An 18,324-nucleotide genomic window follows, 5' to 3' on the forward strand; every position below is an offset into this window, starting at 1 on the left:
GCTTTGTGGGGGTGAAGAAATTCTGCACCAAGAAGCCGGTGATGAAGCAGGAGAATGTATTGGTGGATATCTGCCCGGCGGATAAGGACAAATACCGCTTTGGCTTTAACGGGCAGGAGAAAGTAAACGAGTGGGCGGGGATAGGGAATTTTATGGATTACACGGAGCGTGGGCAGGATACGAGGACAGGTAGATTCTTAAGTGTTGACGCATTGTCAGATAAGTTCCCTTGGTATAGCCCTTATCAATTTGCTGGGAATACACCAATACAGGCTATTGACCTGGATGGAGCTGAACCTTTCATGGGGATAAGTAGAGCATATCGAGGCGACTTTGGTAAAACCCCACAGAAAGCAGCGGTTTTCTATATCGACGTTTATAAGGGTGCTGCTAAAACCGTGATTGCAGGCATCGGCCTTTTAACTGAGATACCTGGACAGGCGCATCACGCAGACAGAATGACGCCTGAAAACAGAGCGAATCATTTCACACAGACGAATGGAAAAAATGTAGCAGCGCTAGCTGCAGAGGCTGTGACAGCACCAATATCTGCAATTAGAGATGTATACAATAATCCGGCAAATGGAGAGAAGTGGGGGGCGTTAGGAGTTATCATATATGGAGCTAAAACAGGGCTTGATTTCGCTTCTTGGAAGAAAGGTTCTCCCGTAAAAACAGAGACACCAGCAACCACCGCTGCAAAGAGCTTTGAGCCAATTACTGTTAGCGATAAATTTTTTGAATCCTTAGGTGAGAGTGAAATAAGAGATAGCAAAAATACTCTCGTTGGAACTGTTTCCAATTCAGATGGTAATTTGAACTTATTTATCCAAACCAAAGAGACCGGGCTTTCAGGAAGAGGAGGAGATGTATTTAAATCTCTTGTTAAGCATGCTCAGGGGAAGGGTGGAGTATCAGGAATAAACGGAGTTTGGTCAGAGGGATCACTTGGTTCAAATCTGAGGTCATTTAATAAAGCAGTTCAGAGTGGTCTCTCTCCTCAAGAAGCTGCATTTAAAACTTTCACAGGTGAGAATGCTCGTGCACTAGGATTTGATAATGTTCAAATTCATAGATTAGAGGGTACTCCAGGTAATTATACAAGTGTAGAACTTACATTTCAAAAATAAACACAGCTACATGTTAAAGGAAATGCTTGAACTAGGCTTCTTTGAGATAAAGACAGGCGAAGATTCTAAGGTTAGGACTTTTAGATTATATGAGAAATATAAAGAAGTGCAATTGCGTATTTTAGTTAGCTTACAAAACGATGTTTTTGAAGTAGAGCATATTTTTTTTTATTCTCCCAACTCAGATAAATTGAAGTTGGAACTATTTGGTAATGATATAACTGTCGCAAATGTGATAAGTAAAATTAAGGACCTACATAAGCTGTCTAAACCATTTAATAAGAATCCTGAAACTGGTTAGTGGGGGTGGTAATGTTACAGATGTGTGGTTTGGTAGTGTGGTAATGTTACAGATGTGTGGTTTTAGGGTAATGTTACAGATGTGTGGTTTTAGTCGTATTCATAATCTAAATGATTGATTTTTAAAGAAAGTTGTTTTAAGATGTTACCTAAACCGGATGGGCAATTGCCCATCCGGTTTATTTTTAAGCTAAAAAAATCATCTGTGATGCAACAAAATAAGACCTCATGTACCAGATGTGTGGGTGGTGAGAAATACTGTGATCACTGCGGCACGATTTACATCAGGCATGGCTACACAGTTTCCGGCAAACTCCGTTATAAATGCAAGAACTGCAACAGAACGAGAGTTGAACATTATAGCTATAAAGCTTATCGCCATTCTATCAACACTAATATCGTACGGCTCCTCAAAGAAGGCGTGGGCATCCGAAGCACAGCAAGATTATTGAAGATATCCACGACAACGGTAATAAAACGGATATTACGAATAGCCAGGGACCTTGAGGAGCTAAGTCTATGGGAAAAACACGCTTTAAGGTTTCTAAGAAGAAACTTCGCTATAATGGACTTGTAGTACTTCAATCTTTTAATTCGGGCATAGCAATGCCTGAAAGCGGAGGTGAAGTATCAACGATTTCAAAGAGCAATCAAGGTATGTATTGATTTATGTTCGGTTCTGACAACAATAATTTTTGTTGACTTCGCGGCGTCGTTTCCGGTCGGGCGCGAAATCGGTATCCCAGCTTACACGTGTTGCACTGTATACTTCATGCGGTGTAAGGCCCTTATGACTGCCATGCGGCCTCCGGTGGTTATAGTCATTAATGATCTTTAAAATTTGCCTTTGTGGCGTGGGCAAAATGCGCGAAGGATAGGAGCGGAAAGCCCGCAACGAAGCGCAGCGTAGTGAGGACTTGCAGCGGATAGCCTGACCCCGGTTAGAAAAACAAGGCGAGGCACGAGCCGTAGTTTTTTCTTGCCGGGGGCGCGCCCAAACACACAATAATGTGCGCCGCAATATGCCCGTAATGTGGCTTATAACCCAACCCCATAAGATCCCTAGGTGGTGGGTGGGCTGGGTTCTTTTGTTAGCGGCGCAGCCGCGTAATTGTTTTAGCCTTTATTTTTAAAAGCAGGGGAGAGGTGCTGACCTGTAAACGGCTGCAATTGATAAACGACCCTGTTCATTGTTAGCGGCCTTAGCCGCGCAAAGTTTTTTGTTCTTTTGTTTTTTAAAAGGGTGTACAAGGGTAGGGGCAATGCAATATTACCGGTCGTATTTTTCTCTTAGCTCCAGCTTTTTTATTCTCGATTCTATGGCTCCTTCGTTACGTGCAAAAATGGTGCTTAGCTCTTGCACTGCCGTTTTACTTTCGCAAAAAAGCAGCTCCAGCCGTTCATCGTCTTCCCGTGTCCAGCGTTCGTAAGCGTTTTTATGTGCCTGTTGTTTTATACCTATGAGAATAGTGCAACTTGTCTGCTTTGAATGGGTGTTATCTCCTCCATAAAATCAGCCCACAATTCAAAAGTCAGATTGAAATTGTATTTTTCGTTTATGTTATTCAATTCTTTCTGTAATTCAGATTCATCAATAATCTTGGCCAACTCCAAAAGGTCGATGCGCATTAAAACATCTTTTGTAAACGTCCGCTTTGCATCGGTAAATGTTATAGACTGCAAGAATTTCATGGTTACATCGGAGTTTAAAAGTATCAAGGAGTATACAGCAAACTCCAACTTATCAAACCCCAACATGTAACAAGTGTCGTCAAGCATTACAGGCTTTTCACCTTGTGGCAGGACAAGACTAAAATGAAAAGTTTTATAAAGTCCTGAAATAGCTACCTTATATGGCTTAAATGAATAGTCGCCAATACCAAAAATTGAGAATGGTGGTTTATTCTTGTAAATGCTTGACTTTCTTAAATTGAAAACATCCTGATGTTTGGATAAATATTGATATGTTTTTGGATAGCCGTATTGGATGTAATTAGTTTCCTGCCCAACTTTTTTTTGTGTAACAATCGTGTATTTTCTCGTTTCTTTTATGACGGTATTTTTCAGGTCTGAACTTTTTAGAATACCATAAACCAAATCATTTTCTAATTTGATTTCTTCTTTCAGTCCGTTTACAAAATGCCCGTTTACTTTGTCCAATTCCATAATGGAAGAGCAGTCGTGTTTAATTCCTTGTCTCCATTCAAATGGGCAATTGCCATCTAAGTTTTTAGAGTGTGCATATATGTCGATATTCGAAACAAACTTTTGCGAAATCCACCCAAAACGGTTAGCTTTCCTTTCTTCCAACCTTCTATTTGTCCGTCGTATAGCTCGCTGTTCATTTGCATTATAAATTGAAAGTTCGGAACATTCAAATTCGGGTTGGTTATTTAGTTTGCAATAGAACAAAGAAGCCTCTACAGAAACATTAAATTCCTTTTTGCTGTCAATTGAATATTTTTCGATTTCAGCAATTTTGTACTTATTATTATTTTGGTCGAAGACAATGTTCTTGATTACCGAATTTTTCACCAGCAAAGCAATATTTCCTTTCAAATTTTGAAAGGCTTCAATCATACTGAGTGTAATATATTCTGCAATGTCAAAATTTCCTTTTCCCGTAATTGCATCTAATCCACTATGATTTTTGAAGTTTTCTTTTTTAGGAAGATTGGATGAGTTGAGACCTCCTAACTTTGAATTAGTGACCCAGGGTGGATTGCCTATAACTAAAATTTCTTTGCCTGTATATTCGTTGGCAATGTCCTCGAAGTTAAAATCAAAAACGCTACTATGAATAATTGAAATTTGAGGCTTGTTCTCTTTAGTATTCTCTAAATAAAAATCAATAATATTGAACTTGCATTCCCATGTATAAGGTTTGTAAATTTCAATACCAATAATAGCCTTAGTGCTTTCAAAGTGCTGCAATGCTGCAAGAATAAAATTGCCTTTTCCACAAGTTGGTTCAATAACAATTTCTGGAGAAATACGCTTTGACACCAAACGTAAAGCGACTTTGTTGGCTAATTCTATATTTGTTTGAAAATCGCCATATTCAGCTCTATCAGGTTCTTCTACTATATTGGCTATTATTGAAAGCTCTTCTTTAAAGTCAAGAAAATCGGATTCAGATTCAAAAAAAGAATTGATTCCTGATATAGAATGAATTAAAAAATTAGCTGCTTCCAGCGATATATAAGAAGTAAGCTTCTCACAAAAGAACCTTTGAACAGCAGGCGGAATATGTGCTTCAAAAATTCTCATCTTGCTCTGTTTTTGTATAACTGTAATTTAAAAAGACCCATTATTAGAAGTCCTTTATCATTTCTTTTATTTTTTCTACTTTCTTCGCTTCCTTTCTCATATAAACCTCATATGCGTTCTTCATGCCTCTAAAAAATCCTTTTATATCTTGATTCTCATCTACTTTTAAAGGCTTACACATTTGAATAACTCCCCAGCCCTGCGCTTCTATAGTCAGGCAATCCCAATTTATGTTTTGAACGGGTATTAAACCTGAATCTTTAACAATTTCAAGTCCAGCTTCGGTTATTTTGTAATCAACAAATATGAAATACAGTTCGTTCCCTTCTTGTTTTAACCATTCAATAAGTCTTTTAGCTGAGATTATATTAGGTGAATAGTTGTTTTTAGCTACATTGTTGCTTTTTACGTTCACAGGTTTATTAATCTTGTTGTTTAACAGGAAATCACCTATTGATTTTTTTGTTCCTTTTGCAACAGCGCCATGTTGTAGAGCAATTTCTGCCTCTATTTGCTGATAAATGTCCATTTATTTCTTATCGGTCTGGTTAAGGGTCAAATTTAGGCTAATATTTTGGTGTTCAATAGCATAATATCCCTTACCGATAAAAACCATTTGCTTAGGCTCATTTCCCCCAATCAGCTTCTCCAACCTCCCCATCATTTCATCTTTCTCCTTTAGCATCCTTTCATATATCTTCTCATCATGCAACTTCTTTAACTCTTCAATAGGGTTAAAATTAAAAGTGGAGTTGGGATTGCCTACACAAGCATTATCTCCAAATGTATTTGAGATGATATTAATCGCTTGCTCCTCATCAAAATTCTGTATTGCTTCCACAGGTATTTTCAATGCAGCAGAAATCTGTTGGAGTAGGGGAGTATCAACAGTTTCCTTTTGTTCCAGCAGCGATATTTTTTGTTGGTTCCAATCGTCGCCAAGGTCGGCGGCAAGCGCATCTTGCTTTATACCTAGCATTTCACGGAAACGTTTTACGTTTCGGCCTTCATGTATCTTGTTGTTTGGCATAGTTTTAAAAGTTGTCATTAATGGCAAATTTAATTTATTCGTATCACATTATTTAAAGGTACGTAAAATACAATGTTGCATTCGGTAAAGTACAAAGCCACCGTGTAGGTTACGGCATGGCAGCGGCATTGCTTTGCAGTACACAAACAGCATAAACCCCATGAGTACAGAAAACAACCTTCGCCCAAGCAATGTACGCCTTCTTAAAGTGTACGACAAAATGTTTTGCCGTGGTGGCCGGTTCATCACCGCCCATCATTACACTATCATTTTCCCGGAAATAAGATTGATTGGCAAATGGCTTTATGATTGCGGCTTTACACCCGGCCAATGCAAACAATTAACCCCACAACAGCAAACAAATTATCGGCAAGGCGTATAACCGTTTGTGGTAAACAGCTTGGCCGGTTTTCGGGCCGGCGTTATGTCCGCTTTCCAATCATTAGCCTCACGGGTAAGTGGCTGCAGGATAGCGGCTTTAAAATAGGTCATGTGGTAGATGTGGTGAGCGATAATGGAAAAATTACCATCACCTTATCCAAAGAGCAACCGCATTTTGATTACGAATAGTAAAGAAAATCCTGCACGACAATGAAAAAGGCAAAGTATATTGAACTGTGGCTGCAACGGCATCCGGGCCCGATTTAAGCGAATTGGTACTGGATATAGTGGCATTAATGGACTTGGTGGAGCGGCTGGAAAAGGAAACATATTATGTTAAATAGGTAGATGTTGTATATTTAATCCCGGAATGAGAAAGGATATTGTACAATCGAAAGCTATTGATGAGTTGGGTAAAAAGCTGGGCGCATTGGGCTACAAGCCCCAGCCAGAAAGGGTTTCAGGCCAAAGCATTGCTTTTACATCATCCAAAGGAAAGCCTTTAGAAGTAATTGTGTGCCTGCTTAACTTGGCAATACATACAGGTTGGCCCGTGTTTCGTAATTATACTCCCGCTCATTAATGCTTACGCTGCGCTCCCTATCCAATGCTGTATATGCGCGATATGAAAACGCTATTGTACCTTATACCAAGTACCGTATTCGATACGCCTAACAATGTTTTCCTTAATCACGAGCAACTGCCGGCATTGCGTCATTTTTCCACCTGGGAAATAAAAGTGTTTACCAAAGCCGTTCCTGAACTAAGCCGTTATGCGCTGGACGCTGTAAGCGAGCTATAGCGCGGCCTTGAAAAAATGGCGTTAAATGCAGAGCCTGTGCGGTGGCTTTGTGCCGTAAAATTGGCGGCGTAAATTTCTTTTTTAAAACGCCGCAAAAATTTTACCAGCAAAACAGCTTTGGGCAGCGGCTATTTATTATTATAGGACAACGGATTTGCGTGAGCCTAAACAGCGTGTGCCCGTTTTGTCCTATAATTTATATTATGTTAAGTAAAAATTTCACTCGCAATCCCCCACCAGCCACATTCGAAATCATCGCTCGTATTTATTGAACTTTCCCAACAGCATCTAATGCTCATACCTCAATTCGCATACCAGCGCCCCACATGTTGACAAAATATTCCCGGGAAGCAATGGAAAAGAAAACAGTTTTTCTGCAGCACCAGGAAAACCATGAGCAAAAAAATCAGCGTTTGTGTCTATTGAAAATGCCCTGGGGTTCATTTTTCTTTGCAGGTAATGACCAGCCCTAAATACAATGTCATTGCAGCAAGGCCAGCCAATGTATTGAGCAAGTTAATACATAAATCATCACCCGATCGCGGCCAAAATTGATTGAGGTACAGAAAAATGGAAGCAGCACGGCTCCCTACTCTGCTCCGGACTTCCGGCGCTGAATGGCTGGCCAATTTTGCCTTCGCTTTCCTTCTAAAGTTCTGTAAATACAGGAATATTGGTATTTGTAGTGCTTGGTAGTTACAATAATATTGTAGGATGAGGATGAAGTATGGGCGATGAAGCTGCCTGGGATAGTCCGAAATGGGTATATATTTTTAAATATTCATACTGCATGAAAAATGCACTCTCAGTCTTTACTTTTGCTTCATAACCCGGCTTATTGGTCGTAATGGCTAGTCCCTTTGCCGGTAAATGATATTTCCATAGGTAGATAACTGGTGGAAGCCGAAAAACCAAACTAAAAACAGAGTAGGCATCATTATTAAATCCTTAAGTGTATGAATCTGTCAAAGATCAATCGGAAGGTGGTTAAAACCATAAAACCTGTCAATCCGACGCAGACTTTGTCCATTGAATCGTTGAAAAAAGTAATGGGCTGCGGCTGTTATGCCGCCCATTGCTGTGTAGCCAAAAACGTTCAATAGGTCATTGCCGGGGTAATTGTGTCAGGCGGTCGCCTTTCATGATTACCCTTTCTCCCGGCACATACACAGGTATATGAGCGCCCACTAAGACTGTGTTGCTCCTCCTCTCCCCGATACCTGCACTGCCGGCGCCCGAATTGCTTACCAAACCAAGTAAAGCTATGATCACCATTTTACGGGGCACTTCCGGGAACCTGATCCGGTATGTAGCCCGGGAGTACACTACACCGAAGGATTTTATCATCCTGGGGTCGAAAGAGTTCGCATTACCTTTTCTCCTTGTGCGGCTGGTTATGCCAGTGCTGCGCAAGCGGCTGGGTAACGAACAGGTGGAAGGAATGCTGCGTGTCCATAAACTTTCTTTCAGCCTTATTTTCAACAAGCTCACGGAAGCGCTGAGTCTTGAGGAGCAGGGGGAGCAGACCTTGCTTACCGCCCGCTTGTCTTCCAACATCACCCATAGCAGGGTGGCCAAAGATGCTATTTTAAAAGTATATGCCCGGGCGCTTCTGGACATGAAGGAAAGATATGATTTCAGATTGATCATCCCGGATACGACGCACCTGGATACCGGCAGCCTTGATCTGCTGCTTTACCTGTACCAGGTTTTCCCCGACAGCGCTCCCGACCTGGTTATCGGTTATGATCCTGCCTGGAAAAAACCGGTAACGGAGCCGGATACGGGCATCAGCTGGTACTACGCCCTGGACTCAGATACAGTATTGCGCGGTTTTGTATATGCCTTTGAAGCTGCGGCAACCGAGACAAAAGATATTAACAGCACGGGTGGTATTGACATTACAGGGAATAAGGCGGACCGGGAGTCGCCAGGTATCGAATGGGCCGAACGCCTGGATACGTTTGACGACGGGCTGGAGCTAAAGGCCTTTGCGCTCGCCGCGACTGCTCCGCAGCAACTGGATGATAACCAGAAAGCGTTGATGCTCGAGGGCATTCACCGCTGCTTCCGTTTATACGATTTTACCAACGCCCTGTTGCTGAGCCTGCGGTCGTTAGCCGCACTGGGACCGGTGATCAGCAACAGCGAGAAGGCTACGCTGTACCACATCATGGCTTTATCGGCACACAACCGGCATTTTTTTTCCCAGGGAAACCAGGCGCTGGCCGCTTTTATTGATCATGCATTGCAGAAGGCCCTGCTTTACGAAACGGATCCAGCCACCAGCGTGGCGATCCTGTATCGCCTCATCGTCACCCACGGAAGACGAAAGGAGGCGCCGGGCGAGGCCTATGCCTTCCTCGAGCGTGCCTACCAGTTATTGAAGGGAAGCAGCTTTGACCACAAAGAGCTGCTTACGGCCTGGATCAATAATATACACAGCTTCCTGCTGATGAAACAGGGTAAAATAAAAGAGGCGATTGCGGCGCATGAGGAGGGCTTTTATTTGCTGGACGCACTGACGGTCACCGGTCCGCCTGCTATAAAAAATGAAATAGCCTTTACCAAAGCTGTTCTGGCGGAAAATCTGTCCACCTTGAATGCGCTGTCGGGAAATTTCAAGCAAATGAAGATATGGTATGCTATCGAGAGCAAGCTGTCGGAGCAATGGCCGGCATTGCATGCTGTACCTTCTGCCGAATGGCAGTCTTTCCATTATCAGAATCTGGAGCTGGGCAAAGCCCTGGAAAAAACGCAGCAAGGATTGGCAAAGGCCAGGAATAGCTTTCACTATGTACTGGAATATTTTTTCACGATAAGCGCAGCCGACATTCACTATCGTATGGGTGACGCGGCCAACGCCCTGGTATATTTTGAAAAAGCGTTGATCTTCCAGGGCCGGATCGGTTATGAATATGCGTCCGTACATACTTTGCGCATTTACCTTATTAAAACGAAGCTACGGCTGAACAGGATCGAGGAGGCCCTGGTCGACCTAGCAGAAATGAAAAAGGAACCCGTGGAAGTAGCCATGGAGCCTATTGAAATTTGCCTGGTATCCGCCTATGTACATAGCCTTGCGGGAGCCGTTGCAAAAGCAGAAGCAGAAATAAATACAGCTATCGACCTCGCCATTGCCGACGGTGATTGCGGCACGCTGGTGAAGGTCATGTTGTGGGCAGGACTTGTTTGCCAGCAGCTGAACAGGACGGAAGATGCCCTGGCCGCTTATCTCCAGGCCCTGGAAATATCGCGGACAGTATTAGACGGGATACCCTATCAGCCGGATACGGCAGACCTGGCTGAAGTCTATTTCGGGTTATATGAATGCAGTAAAGAGAATACGGGCTACCTGGACCAGGCTATAGATAATCTATCCTTGTCCTTGAAAGGAAACGCAGACAGCTGGTGGTGCTTATCTCCCATCCTGGATGCCTTTTCCCGTCTGCCGCCCGGGAAGCGGGAAAGCTACCTGAAGAAAAATAAGCCGGCCCTGGACCGTATCAGGAAGGCGGCAAGGCAAAGAAAGGATTGCCGACCCTATTTAAACACGTTAAAACTCAGCTCCACTAAAAAGCTAACACCTCAATAAGATGATCAGAATATACCAGGGATCTTCTGCACAGATCGCAAGCCAGTTCCGCTCGTTAAAGGACGAAGCGGGCAATGCCGTTTACCTAGACAACAACAGCGCCTTCCCTACGGGATGGTGGGGCATAAGAAGGTTGATTCATACCTTGAAGGAACATTTTTCTGCTAAAGACATCGATGAGGTTTTAGAAAGACACCAGGCCATCAGCTGCTTCCTGTTTCCCGAAAGAATCCATACACTGACGGGCGCCGGAGCAAAGGAGTATGATTTTTACAAGGCCAGGCTGGAATCCCGTCTTAATGTTCCGTATGGTTTGCTGGAAGCCGTTGCCAGGTTGCTGGAACAGTTGATCAGTCCTTATACCTTCTCCCTGATGATCCCTGATCCGGTCACTATCGATTCGGAAAGCCTGAGGGTAATCGAAAATTATTACCGCCTGTTCCCCGGTACACAGCAAAAAATATTCGTAGGTTTCCCGACAGATATTGTTGACCGGGAAGATGCCGATGGGATTACCTGGGAGCGTTCCCAGGGAACGGTGCAGTATTTTGTGGGCAATCTTTTCCGCTACCCTGCCGTGGAGGTCATTCAGCTGGATGTTGCAGCGCAAAAAAACGTAAAGCAAACGGATCAAGCTTCTGAAAGTGCCGCGCGACTGGCAGACCAGGAGACGCTCACCTTCGACAGCTTGACCGATCGGGAGCTGGACGCCGGAAAAGTGCTGGCGGCCATCAGGGTGATGACGTCTTCTTATGAACGCTATTCTTTCAGGGCAGTAATGAAGATCGGGATGAAAGTGCTGGAAACGCAGCTGTTGACGGACGATGCCCTGAAAGCCGCAGTTCACGGCTTGGTGGGCTCGGCTGCCAGCTTTTACCAATTTACGCATCATGGCAATCCGCCCTTTGATGATTTCCTGGAAGCGCACTTCAGGCAGGCGCTGCGCTTTGAGACCCGCCCCGAGATCAGGTCGGCCTTGCTCTACCGTATCACCTTTACCCTCGCCGAAAGAAAGGCGGACCCGGGTGGTGCGCTTGCGTGGGCCGAACAGGCAGTGGTTGAAGCCAGTCAGAATGCCCTGCCAGAGTTTCAGCACGATTACCATCTTGCCTGGGCGCTCAATGTGAGAGCGCATGTATATGCCCATAGCGGAAGGCTGGAAGCTTGCCGGGAAGATGCGGAAAAAGCCTATGCTTTGCTGAAAAACGGCCTGACCCGTATGGAACAGGAAGGAGATACTTCGCTGAACTATTGGACCGATGATTACAAACGTTCTATATTCAACCTGGCTATTCACCAGGTCTATACCGGCGATGAAATCAATGAGCCGGAGTACAGCAGGGAATGGTTTAAACGAATGAGCTGGGTTATGAGGCTGGTGCCCGGTATCATGCGATTCGATACCTTTCACTGGGTAGACTATCACAGGAACAAGCTGGCCTTGCGGGATGCCTTACTGGCAGCAGAGGAAGGCATTGAAGACGCGCTCTGCTTCAGGCATGGCCAGCTGTATGTATACCTGTTCTGTGCTGCAGACCTGAACTACCGGATCGGTAACGCCGGCAAAGCGCTTCAGCTGTTTGAGCAGGCGGAACAGGTACGCCCCTTGTACAACGACCTGTTCCATATGTTTTCGTTTCCCTGGTTCATAGGGAATTGCTATGCAAAAATGGGCCAGACCGATAAAGCGGAAGCCATTTTCAAAAATGAGCTGGCCAATGCCGGTGAGGTGGACTACCGCATCCGGCTGCTGACCAGCCTGGCATTGCTATCTGCCGGGAAAGGAGAAAAGGAGAAGTCGGAGCGCCGCATGAATGACGCCATTGACCTGGCCGTGGAATATGGCGAGCAGAATCTTTTGCTCAAGGTGACTGCTGGAGCCGGCGATGTCTTACACCGTATCGGCGATGCTGCCGGAGCTGAGGAAGCTTATAACCAGGCAATGGATCTTGTGTTCGCGCTCGGCCAGGAGGGCCTGGCTTTAAACAGTGCCTACCTGTTTGAAATGTATGTAGGCCATTTGACCGTTCTCGGATACAATGAAGAACGCTTTGCCGGGGCGATCCGGCTGCTTCCTGATGCGTTGGATGATATGGAAAGCTGGTGGCATCTTCCCGCCCTGGCCCCTTTTGCTGAGAAATTCAGAAATAACAATCCCGGCGATATAGAACACACGGAGATAGCGGGGGTCTTACAAATATTCGATATGGTAATGGCCGAGCGGACGGAGTATGCTATGACAGCTATGTCCCGTTAAAGGGCGACATCATGCATATCTTCTTGTGGAAAACCCCGGTAACTGTGCATAAATCAGATAATCGAACTATTTAAATATTGTTTAGTTTGCAGTGAACTTTTTTCAACCTTTTAAAAAACAATGGCTATGAAAAATTTTACTGCCGAATTTATGGGCACCTTCTGGCTGGTCTTTGGCGGCTGTGGCAGCGCGCTGCTGGCTGCCGGCATTCCGGAACTGGGTATCGGCTACGCCGGTGTCGCATTAGCATTCGGACTCACTGTACTCACCCTGGCCTACGGACTGGGCCACATCTCCGGTGCACATTTCAACCCTGCGGTTACACTGGGCCTGTGGGCGGCCGGCCGGCACAAAGGCGGACAGGTGCTCCCCTACATTATTGCGCAGCTGCTGGGCGCTACAGTCGCTGCGGCGGTGCTGTATTTCATTGCCTCCGGAAAGCCGGGGTTTGAGGCCGGTGGCTTTGCTTCCAACGGCTATGGCGAGCATTCGCCACATGGCTATTCGATGGGCGCCGCCCTGGTGATCGAGGCCGTGCTTACTTTCGGCTTCCTGATCGTCATTATCGGTTCTACCGATGAGCGCGCTCCCAAAGGCTTTGCGGGTATCGCTATCGGCCTGGCGCTGACGCTGATCCACCTGATCAGCATACCGGTGACCAATACTTCAGTAAACCCCGCGCGCAGCACCAGCCAGGCTATATTTGCCGCAGTTGGCGGACAAGGCTGGGCCCTGAGCCAGCTCTGGGCTTTCTGGGTAGCGCCGATTGTGGGCGCTGTATTGGCCGGGGCTGTTTACAACCTGTTCTGGAAAAAGAATGACTGATCTTCCATTTAAATTTAGATAAGTAAAAAGATCCGCTATTACGGCGGATCTTTTTTTATATGCCGAGTACCTCCGCCTCCTCCCGGCGCAACAGGCGGTTACCTTTGCCTTTCCAAACACCAAACACCTTAACTATGACTACCTTATGCTCAATTGCAGCACTCAGGAATTATACCGGGCCCGACGAGATCGTCCGTGTGCTGGGCTATCACAGCCTGCATGATGGCGGTGGCGGCACTTTTGTCTGGCGGCTGAAATGTCGCTTGCCTGCCGGTGCTGCTGCTGATAATGGCATTTTGTTCGCTTCCGCCAATATTACAGGCACTATTGCCCGGGATAAAGGCCTGTGGGAACGACTGGACCAGGAAGGGCTCAGCGTAAAATGGTTTGGCGCCAGGGGAGATGGTCGTACCGACGATACCCTTTCGCTACAGGCAGCGCTGGATAGCGGTGCTCCGCGTATCTATTTGCCCTACACCTCTGGTGGCTACCGGACTACCGGTATTGTATTACCTGGCGGCACATCGCTGATCGGCTTGCCCGGGCACGGTAAGCATGCCGGAAGAAAACCGGTCTTCAAAATAGCTCCTGGTAAAGATCATTATGCGATTAAAACCACCGAATATGGTGTCTTTGGGTCATTAGAAAATGTGGCTATCGAAGGCATCCCTGGCATCGCTTTCGGGCTGTCTGTTTCCGCTGGTAATTTCCGGACAGTGGATGTCTCTGTCTATGGCTTTACCGATGCGCCCGGTTTAGTGATCGATCGCGGCGGGCGTTCTGTTCATTCACGGCTGCAGATCTATGGCTGTACCCCTGGGTTGCAATTTACGGGTGAATCCTCTCCAGGTTCGGCTGTTATTTTCAACAGCTTACAGCATACAATCCGGGCTTACGGTACGTCCCCAAGTCTTTCTGCTGTAAGAAAAGGCCTTTGGCAGCCATCGCCATCATACCCCGGCAGTCAAAAGACTTATCCGCGTCGCACCGCGCGGTATGCGGCTGATAAGACAATATTTAAGGATGGATAGTCTGGTATTTATTTAATTAATTGATTTATACTTATCAATGATTGTTACATAAACTAAATTTTTGGGACAATTTCTCTCCTGTCCCTCCTACTCTTTAATGGCATAAAATATTGATTAATAATACAGTCCGATTTTCAGATTTCTTTTCTTTAAAAACGGCAAAAATTGATATTTTTTATAAGAAATTGGTATACTGATCTTATAGGTCTTTATTGAAACTAAAAAATCAACTGTTCGCCATAGTACCGCTGCAGGAATAATACGCTTATCAGGCAAAAGATACTAAAAAAATCCGGCCACTGTGGCCGGATTTTCAAAGATTATGAAGGACTATTTGCCGGTTAAGGCTGTATCTGCAGCTTGCGGGCAACGATACCCTTATCGGTGTAGATCTCGATGGTGTACAGTCCGCCGGCAAATCCGGCGAGGGACAGCACATGTTTTTCTTTGCTGTCAGCGGCTGCCCGATATACAACCTGGCCCAGCACATTATATACCTCAATGCGTTCCATTTTCAGCTCGCCTTTATTCCGGATCGTAGCTGTAGTTGTTGCGGGGTTAGGATAAATGGTCACTTCCTCATTACCTACATTCAGGGTTTTGATGCCGACAATATTGGCAGATACAGAATCTACGAGGAAGCCGCAGGAACTGCTGAGCTTCAGCACAACGATATAGCTGGCCGGGTTGCTGGCATAGGTATGAGAAGGGGATTGCTGGTAGCTGGGCATCGAGCCATCGCCAAAATCCCAGAGGTAACCGACTACATTCTGTGGATTTACTGCGGTAAACTTAAAGGTGTTGATACCGTCGTTAGTAATATAAACACCGTCGACATGGGGCAGCTGACCTTCCATTTTGATATTAATAGTGTCGGATTTGATACAGCCCAGGTTATTGGTGACAAATACATGGTAAGCGCCCATACTATTTACTGTAAGCTGTTGTGTGGTGACGCCTGTGTTCCAGAAATAGCTGATGCCGTCGTTCCCTGCATCGAGGGTCAATGTGGCGCCATTACATACTGAGGTATCATTACCCAGGTTCACAATGGGGTTATTTCTCAAGGTGACATTAATCGTATCGTGTCCCACGCAGGTAAATTCGTTGACGACGGTCACATAATAAGTGCCGCTCGTTTTGACCCCTCTTACCTGGCTGATGCTGCCATTATCCCATTCATATTGCGGGCTATGGGGCAGCACACCGGCGTCGAGCACCAGCTGGGCGCCGGTATCGACGCATATGTTAAGGTCGGGGCCCAGGTCTACCGGCAAGGGCAGCACATTGACGGCGATCACATTGGTCGTATCCTTTTCACCGCTGTTGGCACAGGTCACGATACATCGGTATTGCAGGTTCCGGATCACCGGTGGTGTGGCTTGCGTGGAGGCATTGCCGCCAAAATCGGTCCATAGGCCATTGAGCCCGTATTGCCATTGGTAGTCGATGCCCATCCCTATCGTGCTGCCCGTTATGGTCAGCATCGTCGTCTGGTTACATTCAACCACCGGCATGGCGGCTGCAAGATCGCCTGCAGTAGGCGTACCGCTACATTGAGGACTGATGGTTAGCTCCGCAAGTTCGAGGGGAACGTCTTCCTGGTCGATTGTCTGGAAAACATAGGTCTGTCCCGGCACAGCGTTGGCCGTGGGTTTGATCACCCATTCCATCTCCGTTTTTTCGGCATCGTTCAGATTTATGGGTGTGGCGGAAGGGGCTGTGACAATCCGCCCCGGGATGAAAGTGCCAAAGGTGCCCGGCGCCATCTGGTTGGTTGTGGCCGTGCCATTGGTCACGAAAGTGCTGGTAGTATAGGCAAAAGCATCGCTTGCTGCTCCGTTGATCGTGGTCCAGGTGGCGCCGCCGTCGTCGGAGTATTGCAGGTTCTCGGCGAGTGGCGAGCTGGTTGCAAGAGTGTTGTCATTGTCGAATTCTATGCGCAGGCGGATCGACGGTGTGGTAATAGGAATGGTTACGGGCGTATTCTCGGCAGCCATCCAGGTAGCGGTAGCCTGGTTACCGTCGTCATTGCGCCACCGGTATTTGGTTTGCCGCAAAGAAGCATGCAGCTGCACAACACTAACAAGGAGCAAACAGAAGAGTAACAGTTTTTTCATGGGCTGTTTTTGAGGGGTGAAAACAAACGTTTAGCAAGAAAATACAGCAGGCTTATTGCGACCAGGAAGATGGTCATCAATTTATATTCTGAGTATAACGTTATGAAATTATTTCCATTTATCAAAATTTTCGATACGTACCCACTAGAAGATGCAGGGACCTGTTCCACTTCTCCTGAAGCATCTATTTTTCCCGATATGCCCATATTGCTGTTCACCGCCATGTCTTTGCGGACTTCAACGGCACGTAGCCGCGCATTATAAAAATGCTGGTTGACCAGGTAAGGGATCTCACTGAACCATCCATCGTTGCTGATGTTCACCAGGAACGTAGCGCCGTTGTGTACCAGGTCGATAGCGGCATCATCTACAGTAGCCTCGTTACAGATCAAGACACCTGCTTTCCCTTTAAACGTTGGTAAGGGAAGGGCCTCCTCACCAGCTCTTGCATAAAAGCCGTCGGTGCTGAGAAAAGGTAAAGCATAGGCGCCCAGCGGCTTTTCGACAAGGGCCAGCAAAAAACGCTTATCATAGCGTCCGGCAACCTTTCCATCGGGCTGCAGGCAGTAGGCGGAGTTGAATACCACCTCGTCTTTATAGTCAGTGTTGATGCCCATAATATGCGTGATGCCCTGAGGAGAAGAAGTCCTGATCACTTCCCTGACAAAAGGATCTTCGGCCGAATAGGTCCAGGGAACTGCCGACTCCGTCCATACGGCGATATCCGGTCTGAGGGCGGTCATGCGGGCATTGAGCGCCAGCATCTGTTTCGCCATAAAATCGCCGTTGTGCAAATCCCATTTCACGTCGGGCGGCGTGTTCTCACACAGCAGGGCTACGGAAAAAGGTTTTGTAGCCAAACCGGCTTCCCGCCGGACAAAGAGCGCATAGATGCCATAGCCGGCCAGCTGATACAAGAAGATCATGACGACAGGTACCACCAGCCTTTTCCATTGAAGGGTCCGGATAAAATGTGCGGCAAGGTAGTTGACGAACACCACAAAAAAGCTGATGAGCAGCACACCCCCGAATGCAGCGAATTGAATGGCAAACAAATCACGCAGCAGCATATTGCCTGTATGAAAGCCGAACCAGGGCATGCCTTTGAAAGTCGCCAACAACCATTCGCCGCAGGTCCAGAGGCTGGCAGCCAGCAAGGCCTGCGACCAGCCCGATCGTGCTGCCGGCTTCAGTTTTGCAAAGGCGAGAAGGAGCAGGCCGAAATAAAGCGCCGCAAAGATGAGCGCAATAAGGTAGGCTCCTATGCCGAATAACATCGAACCGCCGGTAAAATCGGCGACAACGCCCGGCATCCAGTAGAACAGCAATCCCCCGGCCACCAGGCCAAACAGGATACCGTCGGCAAAGACCTGCTTAGCCTTCCTGCTGCCAAGCGTATAGAAAAGCGGGATCAGGCATACCCAGGCCAGGTAGAAATGGACAAAGATGAGCGCTGTAGCGAATAGAATACCGGAAAGGATGATCCACAAGCGGGACCGGTTGGCTAAATGAGGCATAAGCAAATATATAAGGAAATTGCTTTAATCCGAAGTGCCGGCATGAGGCGCTGCCCTGCTCTGTTC

Annotated in this window: 16 protein-coding genes; 11 read left to right on the forward strand and 5 right to left on the reverse strand. The window is 46.3% G+C overall.

Annotated elements, in window-relative coordinates; all coding sequences use genetic code 11:
* The 3 genes from DZC79_RS19240 to DZC79_RS21925 all read left to right on the forward strand — a co-directional run.
* Window positions 1-1,130 (forward strand): hypothetical protein (locus DZC79_RS19240; protein WP_449452783.1); only part of this gene is annotated, 1,130 nt, incomplete at its 5' end.
* 10 nt (window positions 1,131-1,140) lie between these two features.
* Window positions 1,141-1,431, forward strand: a complete 291-nt coding sequence (locus DZC79_RS19245; RefSeq protein ID WP_118953252.1) for a hypothetical protein — start codon at window positions 1,141-1,143, stop codon at window positions 1,429-1,431.
* A gap of 207 nt (window positions 1,432-1,638) precedes the next feature.
* Entirely contained in the window at window positions 1,639-2,007 is a 369-nt protein-coding gene (locus DZC79_RS21925) for an IS1/IS1595 family N-terminal zinc-binding domain-containing protein (protein WP_157977284.1), read from the forward strand.
* Window positions 2,008-2,888: 881 nt separating this feature from the next.
* Here the strand turns inward: DZC79_RS21925 and DZC79_RS19255 are convergent.
* From DZC79_RS19255 to DZC79_RS19265, 3 genes are read right to left on the reverse strand one after another with little or no spacing between them, the layout of a single operon-like run.
* Window positions 2,889-4,700, reverse strand: coding sequence for a hypothetical protein (locus DZC79_RS19255; protein ID WP_118953254.1), 1,812 nt, complete (start codon window positions 4,698-4,700; stop codon window positions 2,889-2,891).
* 43 nt (window positions 4,701-4,743) lie between these two features.
* A complete protein-coding gene (locus tag DZC79_RS19260) occupies window positions 4,744-5,229 on the reverse strand; it encodes a hypothetical protein (RefSeq protein WP_118953255.1) in 486 nt (161 codons plus the stop codon).
* Window positions 5,230-5,748: a helix-turn-helix domain-containing protein gene (locus tag DZC79_RS19265; RefSeq protein WP_232831884.1), complete on the reverse strand. Its 519-nt coding sequence runs from the start codon at window positions 5,746-5,748 to the stop codon at window positions 5,230-5,232. It abuts the gene before it with no gap.
* Window positions 5,749-5,890: 142 nt separating this feature from the next.
* Between DZC79_RS19265 and DZC79_RS21535 the strand changes: the two genes are divergently transcribed.
* The 8 genes from DZC79_RS21535 to DZC79_RS19300 all read left to right on the forward strand — a co-directional run bounded on the left by DZC79_RS21535 (window position 5,891) and on the right by DZC79_RS19300 (window position 14,621).
* Window positions 5,891-6,112 carry a hypothetical protein gene (locus DZC79_RS21535; protein ID WP_198666962.1) on the forward strand — a complete coding sequence of 74 codons (222 nt, stop codon included), beginning with the start codon at window positions 5,891-5,893 and terminating at the stop codon, window positions 6,110-6,112.
* Window positions 6,061-6,300: a SymE family type I addiction module toxin gene (locus DZC79_RS21930; RefSeq protein WP_118953257.1), complete on the forward strand. Its 240-nt coding sequence runs from the start codon at window positions 6,061-6,063 to the stop codon at window positions 6,298-6,300. The genes DZC79_RS21535 and DZC79_RS21930 overlap by 52 nt, the downstream gene beginning before the upstream one ends.
* Window positions 6,301-6,481: 181 nt before the next feature.
* Window positions 6,482-6,694: a hypothetical protein gene (locus DZC79_RS21375; RefSeq protein ID WP_157977285.1), complete on the forward strand. Its 213-nt coding sequence runs from the start codon at window positions 6,482-6,484 to the stop codon at window positions 6,692-6,694.
* 42 nt (window positions 6,695-6,736) lie between these two features.
* Entirely contained in the window at window positions 6,737-6,913 is a 177-nt protein-coding gene (locus tag DZC79_RS19280; RefSeq protein ID WP_157977286.1) for a hypothetical protein, read from the forward strand.
* 1,264 nt (window positions 6,914-8,177) lie between these two features.
* The gene (locus DZC79_RS19285; RefSeq protein ID WP_118953259.1) at window positions 8,178-10,508 is read left to right on the forward strand and encodes a tetratricopeptide repeat protein; all 2,331 of its coding nucleotides are present in this window, start codon (window positions 8,178-8,180) and stop codon (window positions 10,506-10,508) included.
* A 1-nt stretch (window position 10,509) separates the two neighbouring features.
* Entirely contained in the window at window positions 10,510-12,765 is a 2,256-nt protein-coding gene (locus DZC79_RS19290; protein ID WP_118953260.1) for a tetratricopeptide repeat protein, read from the forward strand.
* 126 nt (window positions 12,766-12,891) lie between these two features.
* Window positions 12,892-13,590: an aquaporin Z gene (gene aqpZ, locus DZC79_RS19295; protein WP_118953346.1), complete on the forward strand. Its 699-nt coding sequence runs from the start codon at window positions 12,892-12,894 to the stop codon at window positions 13,588-13,590.
* Between the two features lie 134 nt (window positions 13,591-13,724).
* A complete protein-coding gene (locus DZC79_RS19300; protein ID WP_118953261.1) occupies window positions 13,725-14,621 on the forward strand; it encodes a glycosyl hydrolase family 28-related protein in 897 nt (298 codons plus the stop codon).
* 341 nt (window positions 14,622-14,962) lie between these two features.
* Here DZC79_RS19300 and DZC79_RS19305 read toward each other — a convergent pair whose 3' ends face one another.
* Both DZC79_RS19305 and lnt read right to left on the reverse strand, forming a co-directional pair.
* On the reverse strand, window positions 14,963-16,741 hold the full coding sequence (locus DZC79_RS19305; protein WP_118953262.1) for a PKD domain-containing protein: 1,779 nt from the start codon (window positions 16,739-16,741) through the stop codon (window positions 14,963-14,965).
* Window positions 16,738-18,258: an apolipoprotein N-acyltransferase gene (lnt, locus tag DZC79_RS19310; RefSeq protein WP_118953263.1), complete on the reverse strand. Its 1,521-nt coding sequence runs from the start codon at window positions 18,256-18,258 to the stop codon at window positions 16,738-16,740. Before lnt ends, DZC79_RS19305 begins: the two co-directional genes overlap by 4 nt.
* Between the last annotated feature and the right edge of the window lie 66 nt (window positions 18,259-18,324).

The sequence above is a fragment of the Taibaiella helva genome (assembly GCF_003545695.1).
Lineage (GTDB): Bacteria > Bacteroidota > Bacteroidia > Chitinophagales > Chitinophagaceae > Taibaiella > Taibaiella helva.